A 13,834-nucleotide genomic window follows, 5' to 3' on the forward strand; every position below is an offset into this window, starting at 1 on the left:
CAGCGAAATGACAGCGGCGTTTCAGTTCCGTGACACGGGGACGGAATGGCAGCCGGAGCGGGAATGTCGCCCTGCTCCGGCCCGGGAAAAACTTACATCATTTTTCTTTTTTCGGACGACCGGCTTTCAACGGCGGCAGCGTATTCAATACCTCCTTGATCTTGGTGACGTCCATCTGTCGGATGAGCGCCACACCGACGCGCAGCAATTCGCTTTTCTTGACTTCCACGCCGGCCTTGAGACAGGCTTTTTTCATGTCGCCGAGTACTTGATATTCGGCTTCCGGCATGGTGAAACTGTCGCGGACCAGTTTGGGCTTTTTGACTTTGTCCTTCTGTTCAGCCGGTTTCGCAGGGGCCGGCGCTTTGGCATTCACTGCCTCGGGCTTGGCAACGACTGACACCTTTGCCTTGGCAGGCACGACTTTCTTGATGGTGTCCTTCGCCGCTTCCGGCTTGGGTCCGGCGACATTCGCCGGCTTGGCAACTTCCTTCTTTCCTGATTTGGTCATTGGTTCACTCCCATAAAATAGTATAAATAATATATACCATTAATTTCCAGTTTGCAAACCGCAGTCATTTTTGCGACTCAACCGACGTTGCCGGTTTCAGCCGAAACGCAACATAAAGTCGATGCCGATATCGCTCCACAGCTCGCGCTCTTTTTCCAGCCAGTAGGAAATCGTGGGGTGTTCAATGACCCGGTCGCGCCTGAGTTCCAGTTCGATTTTGTTTTTCATTCTCAGGCGGACTTCGCCGGCATCGGCTTCGATGCGTGAATGCATGAACAGGACCGCCAGGCGCAAGGACAGCACCGCTTTGGCAAAATCCGGATCGGTCAGGGTTTCGCCCAGCTTGCGCAGATTGCCTTTGTGCGCCAGTACCATCGCGCTCATCACCCGCTGCTCACGCGTGGTGAAGCCTGGGAGATCCGCATTTTCGACAAGATAAGCGCCATGCTTGTGGTAGCCGGTATGCGACACCGCCATTCCCACCTCGTGCAGCAGCCCGCTCCAGTACAACGATTTTGCATAACCGTCATCGGACGGCTTCGTTTGCATATACAGTGACAGTGCGGTGCCGGCGACCTTCGTTGCGCGCTCATGATCCACATGGAACCGACGGCAGAAATCCCGTACCGATTGCTCGCGCCGGTCGCGCTTGGTCGCACGCAGCTGCAAGTCCCACAGCACACCCATGCGCAGACCTGCCTCGACCGCTTTCAGCGTCGTAATGCCGATTTCCTGCATGATGGCAAGCAGGATGGCCAAACCGCCGACCATGGCGGCGATCCGTTCCGGCTTGACGCCGACGAGATCGATATTGCCGGTACTGCCGTAGCGGATCAGCCGCGCCTTCAACTCTTCCAGGCTTTGCAAGGACAGCTCCCCATCGCCGATCGCGTTTCGGGTGATAGCTTCGGACATCGCCCGGATCGTGCCCGACGAGCCGTACCCATGAGTCCAGTACTGATGATCGTAAGACGACGCCGCGTCTTCAAATACCGATCGGGCCGAGAGGATGGCCGTCTCGAATGCGGCGGCATCGATGCGGCCGCCAGGGAAGAAGGTTTCACTTTGCTTGACGGTGCCGATACTGAAGGACTCCACGCGTTGAATATCCTGCCCCTGACCCAGAATCAACTCCGTCGATCCACCGCCGATATCGACCACCAGCCGCTTCTCGCTCGGCGCGGGTAGCGCGCTCGCCACGCCCATATAAATCAGCCGGCCCTCTTCTTCGCCCGAGATGATTTCGATCGGATACCCGATCGCTTTTTCCGCCGCCGGAAGAAAGGCCGGGGCGTTTTTCGCAACTCGCAAGGTATTCGTTGCAACGACACGAACCGCGTCCAGCGCATACCCTTGCAGAATCCCTCGAAACTTTGCCAGCGACTCAAGAGCGGTCTGCATCGCCTGGTCGGTCAGATATCCTTTGCTGTCAAGGCCGGCGGCGAGCCGAATCGGATCACGCGCACTCTTGACCACGCGAATTGTTTCGCCATCATGCCTGCCGATATGCAGCCGGAAACTGTTGGAACCGAGATCTACCGCAGCGAACATGTTGTCCTCTTATGCTTTTAGCGTTTATTGCAATAGCCGACATGGTAAGACATAAACATCTGCAGCGGTTCAACGCATATTGCGCGAGATCAAGTCGTCAGGGTTGAAAATTTCCTCGGCTGGCTACCCAAGGGCGGTTCATGATGTTGCAACATTGTTTCGTGCGTATTCGATCGAACTTACATGAACCATCAGTCTCGAATGTCGGGCTGTCGCGCATTTCGCATACGGCAAAACATCGACGGATATAACATGAAAAAGCGCAAACGCAGCACACCGGCAAATCCTTTCACGGCCTGGACCAGGCTTGCCATGACAACGGGAGAAATGCTGGCGGCATCGGCGCAGGTGATCAGCCACCGCACCGCGCGCATGGCGGCGGCGGGGCCAGCACCTGATGCACGTGACCGCACCGAATTTCATTTGATGGGACAGGAAAAGCTCGAAGCTGTCGCCGAATCAGCGCAGGCGGTTACCATGCGGATGATTGCTGCCAACCAGCAGATGGCTGCTATAGCCTTCGACCAGTTTTTCGGACGTACTGCAAGGGTAATGGCACTGGCAACCAGCCAGACCATGGTTCAGGCAAGTCAGCGCCAGGCGGCGCTGGTGAAAGATACATTGAACCATTCAATGAAAGCCGCCGAACATATTTCCCGCGTGGCACCCCAGATCGCGCAGCATGGGTTGAAGCCGATTCACTCACGGGCGACCGGTAATGCAAAACGGCTTCAGAAAGTCAAAATCGTCAAAACGAAGTGAGACAAAAGGTAAACCGGCTTCAGAATCCTGAACTGCATGCCGGTACAGCAGCGCGTACCGGCTTACATGATCAATGAACGTTCGTTGTTCCCGCGGTGGCCGTTCCGGCACCGGTCGGGTTCATCATGCTCGCCATTGCGTCCCGCTGGCGCTGCGTAACTTTTGCGGTTTCTTCCGAAGCGCGGCGCGCGACTTCCTCCGCCAAGGCGGCGGCAGTCCGGCTTGTCTGCGGCACGTGGGTTTCAGCGGACCGGGCGAGATCAGCCTGCGTGCTGGCGGCAATACTGGAAATCTGCTGTTGATAGGCGCGCAGTCTTTCCGCCGTAGGCTGCGCCTGGCTTGCTGCGATGGAAAGCGCTTCCTGCGGATTCTGTGCAGAGAGGACCTGTTGAGCGCTCTTGAGAGAATCTTCAAGCATTGTTTGCGCTATCTGAATATTCAAGGCATTGACTTTCTGCACCGTGCCGAACAGCTGCTGCGACATATCGCTGAACATGGAAAGCTGTGCATCCATATGGGCTTTAACTGCGGGTGTCATCGATTGCATGAATGAAAACATGGTTCACCTTTCATAGTGAGTAAGAAAATCGGCCCGTACAGCGAAGGCCTTGCTGCAAACTTCGGAACGTCTAGGACTATGGAACATTCGGCAAGTTGCATCCGAAATGCAAACTACGAAACGCTACAAATGGGGCAATCGGCTATCGATCCGGTCGAGGAAAAAGCGGACCATTTCGCGCGACGCATCCGGTCCGCGCCCATCGGTATAGCTTCCTTCCGGGTTTCCGCCGGACCAGTTGTGACCTGCGCCATGGATCACCCAATGCTCCCAGAGCGAGCGCCCCAGTTCATTGCGGCAGCGGGTTACGGTATGACCGTAGTTCTCTGCTGACGCGGGTTCATTGCGCACCGATACCGGTGCGATCAACTCAGTGTGTTCATCGGCTTTGGCAAGCGACTGCAAGCCTTTTGCAAGAATGACCTTTTCGCCGTTCTGAGGATGAATGGTGTCGTCCATGTCGCCGTGAAACACGATGGCAGGCACCGGCAATTGCATTGTCGTGGCGTCCCCGGTGGAGATGTCCATGTGATCGATGGCGCCATACTTCATCGCATGCAGGGCGAAAAACGCGCTTCGCACGGATGCATAGGGCATGCCGGAATGTATGCCTACCGCGGCAAACAGATCGGGATACGTCTTGGCGAGGATGGCCGCCATGCTGGCGCCGGCCGAATGCCCGGCGACATAGATCCGGCTGCCATCGACGTGATACATGCCGGCGATTTCCCGCGTCGCATCGGCAAGGATGGAAGGCTCTCCCCTGTCACGCTGCTGGTCGCTGGCGCTGAACCAGTTCCAGCACCTGGAATGGTTTGCTCCCTCCGACTGCGCGGGATACAGCACGAAAAATCCCCGTTCCTCAGCCAGGCGATTCATCCCGGTACCGAGCGCAAAATCATCCGGATCCTGGGTGCAACCGTGCAGCATGACGATCAGCGGTAACGACTGGCCGCGGTAGATGGAAGGTATATACAGCTTGTAGCTGCGCCGCCCAGCCCGGCAGTCGGCCACACCGGCAATAAAGCTGCCACGGCTTGCCCGGCGCGTCCTGTACACAGGCTCGATGTTGCTCAGGGCGGATGCCGGGAGGGCGTTGGGCACGTACCGGGTTTTCAATAATGGAGTATGGGCTAAAGACCTGTTGACCGGCACATAGACCGTTTCGGGCGGCACGTTGAAAACGATGCGAGTGGTCGCAAGCATGAGGGAGAAAAAGGCGTCGCTTGATATCACGGCATTCAATCAATATGGTACGCAAGTACCGGTTGTCGCAAAGGCGTTCTCCATTCCCCGCTAGAAGGCTGGAACGACCGCGTCTCTGATGGACGCGGTTCGTCGACTTACTTAACTACATTGGCACTGCGTATTACTGTGCCGATTGCGCATGCACTCAGGCACCGGCACGCGCAGCCTGCGATGCACCTTGGCCCTTGCCGTCACCTGCCTTGTTCGGTGCGATCGGATTCGTCAGCTTCTCCATCACAGCGCGCTGACGCTGCGTCGCCTGCTCCGTCTGCTCGGACGCTGTCCTGGCCACTTCATCCGCCAATGCAGCGGCTGTACGGCTGGTCTGGGGTACATGCGACTCCGCCGAACGAGCCAGATCGACCTGCGCACCTGCTGCAATGTTGTTCAGATGCTGTTGATAGGCGCGGATTTTTTCAGCGGTTGGCTGGGCCTGCGAAGTTGCTACCGACAATGCCTCCAGAGGATCCTTGGCGACCAGCACCTGCTGCGTGCTGTTGAGCGTCTCTTCCATCATGGTTTTCGCCACCTGGATATTCAGCTCGTTGATTTTCTGAGCCGAGTCGAAAATCTTTCTCGACATGTCGGTGAACAGTGAGTATTGCGCTTCGATATGTGCGCGTGCTGCTGGTGAGGTTGGTTGCGAGTAAGGGAACATAAACATGGTTAACCTCCTATGTAAGCATTAAAAAGTTACCCGGTCATTGCTTGCGACGGGCAACATCGTTGTGCGCATTACGCCTCCAATAGAGGATGGCTTATTCATCAAGTTCCGCCGGATTCGAGTATTTTTTTGCATTGCACCATTACATCAATCGAATGTTGTGGACACAAATCTTTACTCTTGAAACAGACTTCTGCTCTATGAAATTAGAAAAATCATTGATTATCGAATGCAATGACTTCGCTATTGTGAACAGTAAAATTTAATGCGTTGCAGCGTGAACTTTCACATGCGCTGCATATAGCAAGAAAATCGTGAAAATCCGCAGAATTTTTTTTGTTTTTTCGGTTCTGACACTGTCTTTTCTTCTTACGTTATTTAACATTGCGCATGCACGATTGCGGCATGCGACCAATGGACTATCGCTCCTTCAACAGGAAAGACACCACGCATGAAAACCCTTGAACATATTGATGATGCATCGTCGAATGCCGCCACCGATTCGATCTACACTGACGTCCAGGACAGGGACAAGCACCAAAATGTCATGCAATCGATCGCGGATGAATTGGATCGCCCCATGCATGAGATCGCGGGCATGTATGAAGCGATATTGAAGGATCTGCGCACCCAGGCCGCGATCGACGACTATCTGCCCGTGCTTGTATCCAAACGTGTTAAGGAAGCGTACCGTCACCATTGAAGGCCTTCGGGTTCATCAGGCCAACGGCCTATCGGCATCGACCGTAGCGGACAGCGGGTTCGGTTATCCGCCTGATCGCCGTTGCGGCGCGTTACTTCGAGAATTCATCAAGTTGTCATGATCTTCATGCACAATGCCGCTCATTACTATCTCCCAAAGGATAGTTGTTGCCTGCCACCGCAAGGTGGCAGGCTTTTTTTGTCAGCGGTCAGTATTGGCGCACTACACCAAGGAAGTCTTAATAGCATCGCGGTTCCGCTGTGCAGCTGCATAAGACGCAAAAATACAACACGTTTCATGCCTGTCATCAAGTTGTCATCGAGGCCAGATAAAGTTCGTCCGGCTTTGCTCTCGCTTCGCACACTAGTCACGCACTAAGACCTGGATTGCGTTCACATCATGAGAGCGGCTTCGCAGTCATTACGCATGACCGAACACAGTTGACAACCTTGGAACCTTCAAAAATGAAAAAGTCACTTCTCGCATTAGCTCTATTGGGAACCTTCGCTTATACCGCTTCCGCGCAGACCAATGTCACCATCTACGGCATTGCCGATGCCGGCATTGCGATCAATGACAGCGATGCTCCGACCGACGCGCGAACCTATCGCCTGGAAAGCGGCCAACAATCCGGCAGCCGGCTTGGTTTCCGGGGTACGGAAGACTTGGGTGGCGGCCTGTCCGCGATCTTCACCTTGGAAAACGGATTTTCCATTGACAATGGCCAGCTCGGTCAGGGCAACCGCCTGTTTGGCCGTCAGGCATGGGTCGGCTTGAACAGTGGTTTCGGCGCCATCAAATTCGGCCGTCAGTACAACCCAATCCGTCCCGCCCTGGAAAGCATCGATCCGTTCGCGCTTGGCCTGGCAGGCAATATGACCAACGTGTTCCTGGCATACGGCGAGCGTGCGGACAACACGATCAACTATTCGACGCCGAAGTTCGGCGGCTTCTCCGGCCAGGTCGCATACAGCCTTGGTGAAATCGCAGGCAGCACCTCCGCAGGCCGCCAGGCAGGGCTCCTGTTGAACTACAACAGCGGCCCGATCAATGTTGTCCTTGCATACCACGACCAGAACCTGGTTACCGCAACCGGCGCAAACAGCGGCGGCGCCGACACCGTTATGCTGGGCGGTACATACGACTTCGGCGTCGCAAAGGTGCATGCCGCATATGCGGTCAATAAGGGTGAAACCGCAGCCGGCGCAACAAACGTTGACAGTGACGACATGATGCTCGGCCTGACCGCCAAGCTCGGCGCCGGAAGTGTGATCGCTTCCTATATGCGCAAGAACAACGACCTGGTAGGTAACGGCGATTCCAACCTGTGGGCAATCGGTTACACCTACGACATCTCCAAGCGGACCAACTTCTACACCTCGTACGGACGTGTGAAGAATGATCCGACTGGTCTGGTGGGCTTCGGCGGACCATTGACAGCAGGCGGCGCCGGCCGCGATCCATCGACGCTCAACGTCGGCGTGCGTCACCGGTTCTAAGCACACAGCTCCGAATTCCGGAGCAGGAAAATGCACGAAGCGGGGTGATGGTGGCAATTGATTACTGCCACCATCACCCCGCTCCGCGTTTATTCGGTAACTGATACTACAAGTCGAATTGCACCTTCACGCAGGTGATTCTGTTCTCTCTGGCCGATGCCTCCGCCTCTTCCGCAGTATCGTGCTGGGTGAGCACATAACGTTCCTTGGCATGAGGGTCTGGATTTGCGTAAATATTCAGATGCAAATGCTTTTGCTCGGGCAAGTTTTCGAGAAAACGCGCACCGTTTTCCGATAGCCGTCCGTCCAGGGTAAATACCGTCATGACGCTGTCGTCACCGATATAGCCATGCACCTTATAAATGGGATGGCGAGCCTTGGTGGTGACGATTTCCACTGGCTGCTTTGTCGTTATGGTTCGTACCGGTTTTGTCAGGTCGAGCGGCGCAGCCTCCGGATGGAAAACTGTAGCGGAGTCGCTCTGCCACTGCGGCTCCCGCTTCATCTCGGGATGCGATATTGATTCGTCCATGGTGGGTTCGCGCGGCGGCAAGTCGGTATGCCGTACCTCATTCATGTCGCGCGTTTTATCCAGGTCGGCTTCAGAGCGCGCAGTAGCGGACGAATGCGCTGATGCAGTGTAGCGTCCGCTTCCGGCGGTTCTCGTTTCGATGTGCGAGGTTCGCGTCGATACGGGTGGCCGATCAAACGTCTTCTTCGGCACATTGAACGTATTTTCGTAGTTGTAGAGCTGCTCGTCGGTCATGTCCGGATACGGAGCCGGATGCCCGCCGTCTATCGTGCGATACCCGACCGCCGATTCGCGCTTGCCTAAGATGGCGCCTAGGATACCCACATCAATCTCCTTCTGTTTAATTCCATATCACTTACTGAATACAGTCTGAACGATCAGGGCAGCGGCCCGCTTTGCTTTCCCATCGATATTCCGCGCCGTGCCATTAAGTGCATAAACGTGCCATGAAGCGCTTCCGACTACACAGGCACATCGATTACCGATCATTGCTGATAACGGTCATACGACCTTGCAAACCGGTCGAGGTTCGGCTGCCAGGTCGGTCACAAGATCGTAATTCGTAACAGTTTGCAAAGTGGAAACCCAATGATTCTTTGAAACATTGGTCAATTTAAACACTGTTTTTTCATACAGTACTGTGTTAAATTACAGCTGTTGTGTGCCCACAAGAAATAATAAGGAGAGTAACCATGGCAAATCTGAATCACACCTTCAGTACTCATTTCGGCCTTGAATATGCACCCGCTTCTTTTGTTATCCGGTTTGGCAGAAGAGAAATATTTGTATGCCGCGATTTTCGCAAACGTTATTACAGTGTCAACCCCATTGTCGATTGCAGCACTGGAATTGAACCCGGACACATTGAAGTGCTGCTGTTTCGAAAGTGGCTCCTGATCCTGTCAAAAGCGCGTTACTGCTAAGCGAAATTACTTACACACATTTCCTGTGATCATCTTTGTGGATAACTCGGTTGAGATTTCTCAAGCCCTTGAATTACAAGGATATTTCACCCTTGATTAAAATCAAGGCATACGGCGGTAGCGCTACGGTTTTCGATCCGGATGTGGAAAATCAGGCCCATGACAAGTCAAATGCGAAAGCTGGAATTAATCAAGGAAGCCTGTTCCAATGCATTGGAAGCAAGGCCTGAAAACATCCAAGCCTTCCACAACATCGTGGACCCGGCGACGATATTGGAAATGGCGACTGCAATCGAGTCGCTACTGACATACGTCGAAAAAGTGGATGACCTTACCGCGCAAGAACTGGCACGGGAAATCAGGCATAGGCTCAACAGCGACAGACCTGAAGGCGGCGTTTAACAAAAGCCTGGAACGGCGGGGAATTGGCTGCCGGGCACCAACATGCCGGCAGTTTGATGAAGCCGAATCAGGTTATGCAGAGCCGCGCCTGATGAGGAAGAACATTGGCTGCAGATCAGAAAAGCTGAGAGCATCAGGTTCTGAGCGGCTTGAAGCTGCTTTGGTCGCCTGCGCTCCCGAACTCCGCTTCCCGATTGTTTGCCGCCTGCGTTACCGCATCCTTGACGAGTTCAGGTGCAACGGCAGGCAATTTCTCATTTAGCTCGGATAACGGCATCAAGCCGTTTTCTCCTTGATCCCACTGTTCATACACTTGCGTAATCTGCTTCCAGATCGCAGCCTGGCTGGTATTCATTGCCATATCGCCTCCGTGTCGGGGTTGTCCGTGTCATTGGAAAGCGCTAATGCGGAACAGTTCGCGAAGTGCGTGGCGTACTTGGTTATGTTGAACAGGAAGGGCCGCTGATGAGCAGATGCGTTTATAAACTTTCAGCTATAGCGTATGACTATTTGATTGTCGTTAAAGCCGGAAATGCGAGAGCTTGCTATTGGCAATGATATTTCTCACCTATATCAGGGAACGCTTTTCGGAAACAGCCCGTGCTTTGAATAAGCTTGATAACGGTCGCGACCAGTTGAGTGTGGAATTCCGAATGGCTATTTCACGAAGAAAAACCAGGATAGATTGCGGCGTGTCTATGAAAGTCCGACGTCCGGCTTGGTCATATCCTGAATACATTTAGGATGTATGGGCGCTTCGCCTTCCGCAAGCTTCCATACCTGCAGCATGTCATAGCCGCTCGTTGCTATCAGTACGCCATGCTCTTTGCACAGCGCCTCCAACGCAGCCAGAAAATTCTCGTAATTCGGATTTGCCATTCCTTGATCTCAACGCGCCATCCACAGTCGACACTCTAAGTTGTTCCGCCAAGAAATTCCAGTCGGACGATTTGGTTCATTGTGCAATCAAAAACACTTGTAGCGCGCCTACTACATTAAGGACGACGTAGTAGATGAAACGCTACGACGTCGTCCATAGCGGCCTGTTTTCAGTTTGTTGTTCAAGTTTCCTGACCGAAGTAGTTCTAATATCAGGCTGCCGACCTCAACGCCCAGATGCCGTGTTGCACCATCTCGCTCAATCAAATCATCGAGTGAAATTCCAGCCACCACGCGAGCAGCCGCCGCTCGTCACTACGCCAGGCAAATACTGCTCAAGCCCCTGGAAAGAAACACATGAGCGTTCATAGTGCTTCGGAAAATACAGTGCGCAACGATTGTCATCCATGTCAGGAGCATCCTGTCTTTCGCTGCTCTTGCTCAACTTCCGCGTGATCCGTCCGCAGTGTTTCCATAGTGCTTATGCCTCCTCCAGCCCGCTGGCGCGACCTGATGGATTCCAGCCTTTGCGCTAAACGGTCGCACGTACCGTCAGCCTTGGGCCCCTTGCCTTCCGCTTTCAAACGTGAAACAGGCGTCTTTCCCGATTGTGTCTGAGCGACTTCCGGATTCAAGCCTGCTTGAGCGTTTGCAGGTTTAGCCGGTACGGGGTTCGAAGCCTCAAGCAAAGATGAATAACGTTCGCGCTTCTCGGTCTCCGCTGCACACTCGTTTTCAATCCTTGCACGAACCTCAGGCGCCGTCCCTCTTAAGCGATAGACCGATTCCACAAGCCGCCTTTCGGAAGCACTTTGGGCGACGCTCAACGCCTGTTCAAGAGTAGTCCCACCCTCACGTCTCCATACTATTTTCAATGACTCTGCGCCTAGTCGATTGCATGACGGGTCTACAGAGCCACTCGTGTTCTTCGCACTTTCGCTGGCTGCAACCCCGGCCACTTTCCTTGTTTCGCCGGTCGAACAGGGCTGGTCCTGATATACGTTGCCGCAACGGTACAAGCTTTGTGCCATCGCCTCCCTGCTGCCGCTCGATGCGGCCAGCACCAGACAAGTAGAGACAAAGACGAAGATGATGCTGAATTTTTCGTTCATATTATTTTTGATGGTGGTTATGTATTCATCCAGTTCATGGACATTGTCGTCAGCATCTGCATGAACGGATTACGCCCCTGACCTTGTATGATTTCGAGATCCATCGCAGGAGACACTGCCTACGTTGCAGGGGCCAGCCGCGGATACATATTGATGCACATCCGGGTGCCGCAGTGCAGTGCAGTGCAGTGCTGGTCGTGCGTTATCTCTGGTCGACGTTGCTAGGCTGTCTTCGTCGCAGATTTTCCCAAGTACATTGGACGACGAGAGTGTGGGTGATTGTGATTGAAATGGCAAGGGACGGCCTGGCAGCACACTGCAGCCGGATCCATGCGAAGAAGGATGGATGCGTTAGGTGTGAAAAAGCTTTAAGGTGCTGTCGGCACTATAAGGACGTTGAACGCCTAAAGAAAAAACACGCATGACCGTAAAGACTATGCATGTCCAAGAGTTGGCTTTTGCCCGCAGCCGGCAACGGCTTGCGGGCTTTCTTACATGTGCAAACGATCATGCAATCATCAACGGCAGCACAACAACGCTTTGAAAATCAAGGATCGGCCCATCCCCTTATCTCTCAATGCTTGCTGGATGTAGGAACGACCAAGTTGCGGTGCTTCCCCTGCAATTTCGTCAACGGGAAATCCGGCGCACGACCATCATCGCTGCTTATATCGTTCCGTGAAGAGGCTGCGCCTATCCGTTGTGTGAAGACACCAATGAGGATGAGGGTAATCACATCCAAAACCAGAAAGATCAGCGTTCCGTAAGCTGCAATGGTGTCTGCACTCAGATTCAGGTATCCCATGACACATCTCCTTGGTTGCTCTGTATGTACAAGGTAGATCGGCAGCTTGCACGCATGTTGATAAAAATCAATTGCAAACAAGAAACATATTTCCGGCTTATCTCAAGGCCTAGGACATGCATGCAAATGCAACGTCAAGGATTTCACTCGGAAGTTACAGCCGTCGCTGCTATCCATTTTGGACGATTGCCGATTCTCAAGATAAGGCCCAACGGATCAGGGCCGTTGAAGTTGTGATGGCCTTCAACCGCGGCGCATTACGACGCAGATGAAGCCCGCAGCCTGTCGTTGCAAATCAAAGTCACGCGATGGGAATAAAGTTGAATCGATCCGTAGAGACGGCGGGTACCGATCAGAGCTTGCGAAGGATATGTCTTGCGCCCGAATTGATGTGCCGCTTTAGCAGTGTCAGGGGCGTTCTAGCAAAGTCCAGTTATGAAGGGAGTTGGCCCTAATTTGTATCAGGCGGATTGACGATAGGAGCACGGTTGTTGAATGGAAGTGCGGTTAGAACTATTACTCTTTGCTGGATCAAAGTTTGACATCGCATCATGACATCCCCTTGCTGTTTCGGATTGAGGCATTCAAAGCTCGGCTTTGGTGGGTGTGCTTCCCACTTCTCTTGATGGGATAGTCAGATTGCAGCGACACGTCGCTGATGTTGAATCAGGCGGCATAGCTTGACACGAGACGCAGCATCGGGAACGACCGCATATGGCCGATTGTTGCCCTACCCTATCGACTGCTTCCGACCCAAAGCGCTCCCCCGCACAAACCACCTTGATGAGCATTCCGTTTTGCTTGCCTCAACAAGGAGTGCAGCAAGCATCCAATCGCTCAGGAAAGCCTCCGCGCATGACGAAAGCGGGCATAACGGTTCAAAAAATCGTTGATGAGTTGGTCGTAGGTATAGCCCGTTACATCATGCGGTTGATCACCTTCGGAACTGTAGGCCATTGCTCGATAGTGCCGGTGCGCCGGGTCGGTCGCCGTCGTTTCGGCCCACGCGAAACTCGGCGCGCGGAAGCTGCGTGCGCGAATCGTGTAGCGGAACACGCCGGGATTGTCGTGCGGAACGGTCAGGTCGAGTCGATCGTCGTTTTGCGTAAACTGCGGGGCAAGGCCACTTGCCCGCATTTGCCTGGTTACTGCGTTCAGCGCGGGTACCGCAGTGCCATGCATAAACGACGCAATCTCCTTTTTAGTATAAGAATGCGTAATGCTAGCCAGCCGCTGCTGCCAGCCCATGCGTGCCTCAACCGGGGGAGCATCGGCGGCCATGGACAAATCGATCGCTGAACCCGCCGTTTCCGTCTGCAAGGCACGCAGCAGACCGTAACAAATGAACAGCATGATCACGGCAAACGGCAACGCGCTGGCGAGTGCGGCGGTCTGGAGGGCCTTGAGCCCGCCGGCTATGAGCAGTACGGCAGCCACGACACCGGCGCAGACTGCCCAGAAGATGCGCTGCCAGACCGGCGGGTTTGGTGCCGCACCAGAGGTGATCATATCGATCACCAACGCTCCGGAATCTGCCGACGTCACGAAGAAGGTAATGACGAGCAGCGTCGCCAGCCCGGACGCGATTGTAGGCATAGGCAGTTGCTGCAGCACTTCAAACAGCGCAACCGGGAGATTGTCGGCAACGGTACGTACAATGGGCGCGGAGCCGCCCAGGTCGAGC

The 13,834-nt window shown here is 54.1% G+C and carries 16 protein-coding genes; 5 read left to right on the forward strand and 11 right to left on the reverse strand.

The features are described from left to right. Window positions 1–97: 97 nt before the first annotated feature. Together VGU61_RS00610 and VGU61_RS00615 are read right to left on the reverse strand one after the other, a co-directional pair. Complete coding sequence (locus tag VGU61_RS00610) at window positions 98–511, reverse strand: hypothetical protein (protein ID WP_326857156.1); 414 nt, start codon at window positions 509–511, stop codon at window positions 98–100. 96 nt (window positions 512–607) lie between these two features. Continuing rightward, window positions 608–2,062: a Ppx/GppA phosphatase family protein gene (locus tag VGU61_RS00615; RefSeq protein WP_326857157.1), complete on the reverse strand. Its 1,455-nt coding sequence runs from the start codon at window positions 2,060–2,062 to the stop codon at window positions 608–610. A 252-nt stretch (window positions 2,063–2,314) separates the two neighbouring features. On the opposite strand from VGU61_RS00615, the gene VGU61_RS00620 reads away from it, so the two are divergent. Then, window positions 2,315–2,824, forward strand: coding sequence for a polyhydroxyalkanoate granule-associated phasin (locus VGU61_RS00620; protein ID WP_326857158.1), 510 nt, complete (start codon window positions 2,315–2,317; stop codon window positions 2,822–2,824). 70 nt (window positions 2,825–2,894) lie between these two features. Here the strand turns inward: VGU61_RS00620 and VGU61_RS00625 are convergent, their stop codons facing one another. The 3 genes from VGU61_RS00625 to VGU61_RS00635 all read right to left on the reverse strand — a co-directional run bounded on the left by VGU61_RS00625 (window position 2,895) and on the right by VGU61_RS00635 (window position 5,295). Continuing rightward, on the reverse strand, window positions 2,895–3,383 hold the full coding sequence (locus VGU61_RS00625; RefSeq protein WP_326857159.1) for a phasin family protein: 489 nt from the start codon (window positions 3,381–3,383) through the stop codon (window positions 2,895–2,897). Between the two features lie 123 nt (window positions 3,384–3,506). Next, the gene (locus VGU61_RS00630; RefSeq protein ID WP_326857160.1) at window positions 3,507–4,487 is read right to left on the reverse strand and encodes a PHB depolymerase family esterase; all 981 of its coding nucleotides are present in this window, start codon (window positions 4,485–4,487) and stop codon (window positions 3,507–3,509) included. A gap of 289 nt (window positions 4,488–4,776) precedes the next feature. After that, window positions 4,777–5,295 (reverse strand): phasin family protein, encoded by a 519-nt coding sequence (locus VGU61_RS00635; protein ID WP_326857161.1) that lies wholly within the window; start codon window positions 5,293–5,295, stop codon window positions 4,777–4,779. Window positions 5,296–5,746: 451 nt separating this feature from the next. Between VGU61_RS00635 and VGU61_RS00640 the strand changes: the two genes are divergently transcribed. Next, window positions 5,747–5,998 carry a DUF3562 domain-containing protein gene (locus VGU61_RS00640; RefSeq protein WP_326857162.1) on the forward strand — a complete coding sequence of 84 codons (252 nt, stop codon included), beginning with the start codon at window positions 5,747–5,749 and terminating at the stop codon, window positions 5,996–5,998. A 464-nt stretch (window positions 5,999–6,462) separates the two neighbouring features. Next, window positions 6,463–7,497, forward strand: coding sequence for a porin (locus tag VGU61_RS00645; protein WP_326857163.1), 1,035 nt, complete (start codon window positions 6,463–6,465; stop codon window positions 7,495–7,497). A 106-nt stretch (window positions 7,498–7,603) separates the two neighbouring features. Here the strand turns inward: VGU61_RS00645 and VGU61_RS00650 are convergent, their stop codons facing one another. Beyond that, window positions 7,604–8,353: a hypothetical protein gene (locus VGU61_RS00650; protein ID WP_326857164.1), complete on the reverse strand. Its 750-nt coding sequence runs from the start codon at window positions 8,351–8,353 to the stop codon at window positions 7,604–7,606. A gap of 368 nt (window positions 8,354–8,721) precedes the next feature. On the opposite strand from VGU61_RS00650, the gene VGU61_RS00655 reads away from it, so the two are divergent. Continuing rightward, window positions 8,722–8,952, forward strand: coding sequence for a hypothetical protein (locus tag VGU61_RS00655; RefSeq protein WP_326857165.1), 231 nt, complete (start codon window positions 8,722–8,724; stop codon window positions 8,950–8,952). Window positions 8,953–9,111: 159 nt separating this feature from the next. Further along, complete coding sequence (locus VGU61_RS00660) at window positions 9,112–9,354, forward strand: hypothetical protein (protein WP_326857166.1); 243 nt, start codon at window positions 9,112–9,114, stop codon at window positions 9,352–9,354. Window positions 9,355–9,487: 133 nt separating this feature from the next. On the opposite strand, the gene VGU61_RS00665 is transcribed toward VGU61_RS00660, so the two are convergent. The 5 genes from VGU61_RS00665 to VGU61_RS00685 all read right to left on the reverse strand — a co-directional run. Next, window positions 9,488–9,715, reverse strand: coding sequence for a hypothetical protein (locus tag VGU61_RS00665; RefSeq protein ID WP_326857167.1), 228 nt, complete (start codon window positions 9,713–9,715; stop codon window positions 9,488–9,490). A 335-nt stretch (window positions 9,716–10,050) separates the two neighbouring features. Then, window positions 10,051–10,233: a hypothetical protein gene (locus VGU61_RS00670; RefSeq protein ID WP_326857168.1), complete on the reverse strand. Its 183-nt coding sequence runs from the start codon at window positions 10,231–10,233 to the stop codon at window positions 10,051–10,053. Window positions 10,234–10,643: 410 nt separating this feature from the next. Further along, window positions 10,644–11,345: a hypothetical protein gene (locus tag VGU61_RS00675; protein ID WP_326857169.1), complete on the reverse strand. Its 702-nt coding sequence runs from the start codon at window positions 11,343–11,345 to the stop codon at window positions 10,644–10,646. A 574-nt stretch (window positions 11,346–11,919) separates the two neighbouring features. Further along, complete coding sequence (locus tag VGU61_RS00680) at window positions 11,920–12,150, reverse strand: hypothetical protein (RefSeq protein WP_326857170.1); 231 nt, start codon at window positions 12,148–12,150, stop codon at window positions 11,920–11,922. A gap of 837 nt (window positions 12,151–12,987) precedes the next feature. Further along, the coding region (locus VGU61_RS00685; protein WP_326857171.1) for a BCCT family transporter at window positions 12,988–13,834 on the reverse strand (847 nt) is incomplete at its 5' end.

It is taken from the genome of Noviherbaspirillum sp. (genome assembly GCF_035944575.1).
Lineage (GTDB): Bacteria > Pseudomonadota > Gammaproteobacteria > Burkholderiales > Burkholderiaceae_D > Noviherbaspirillum.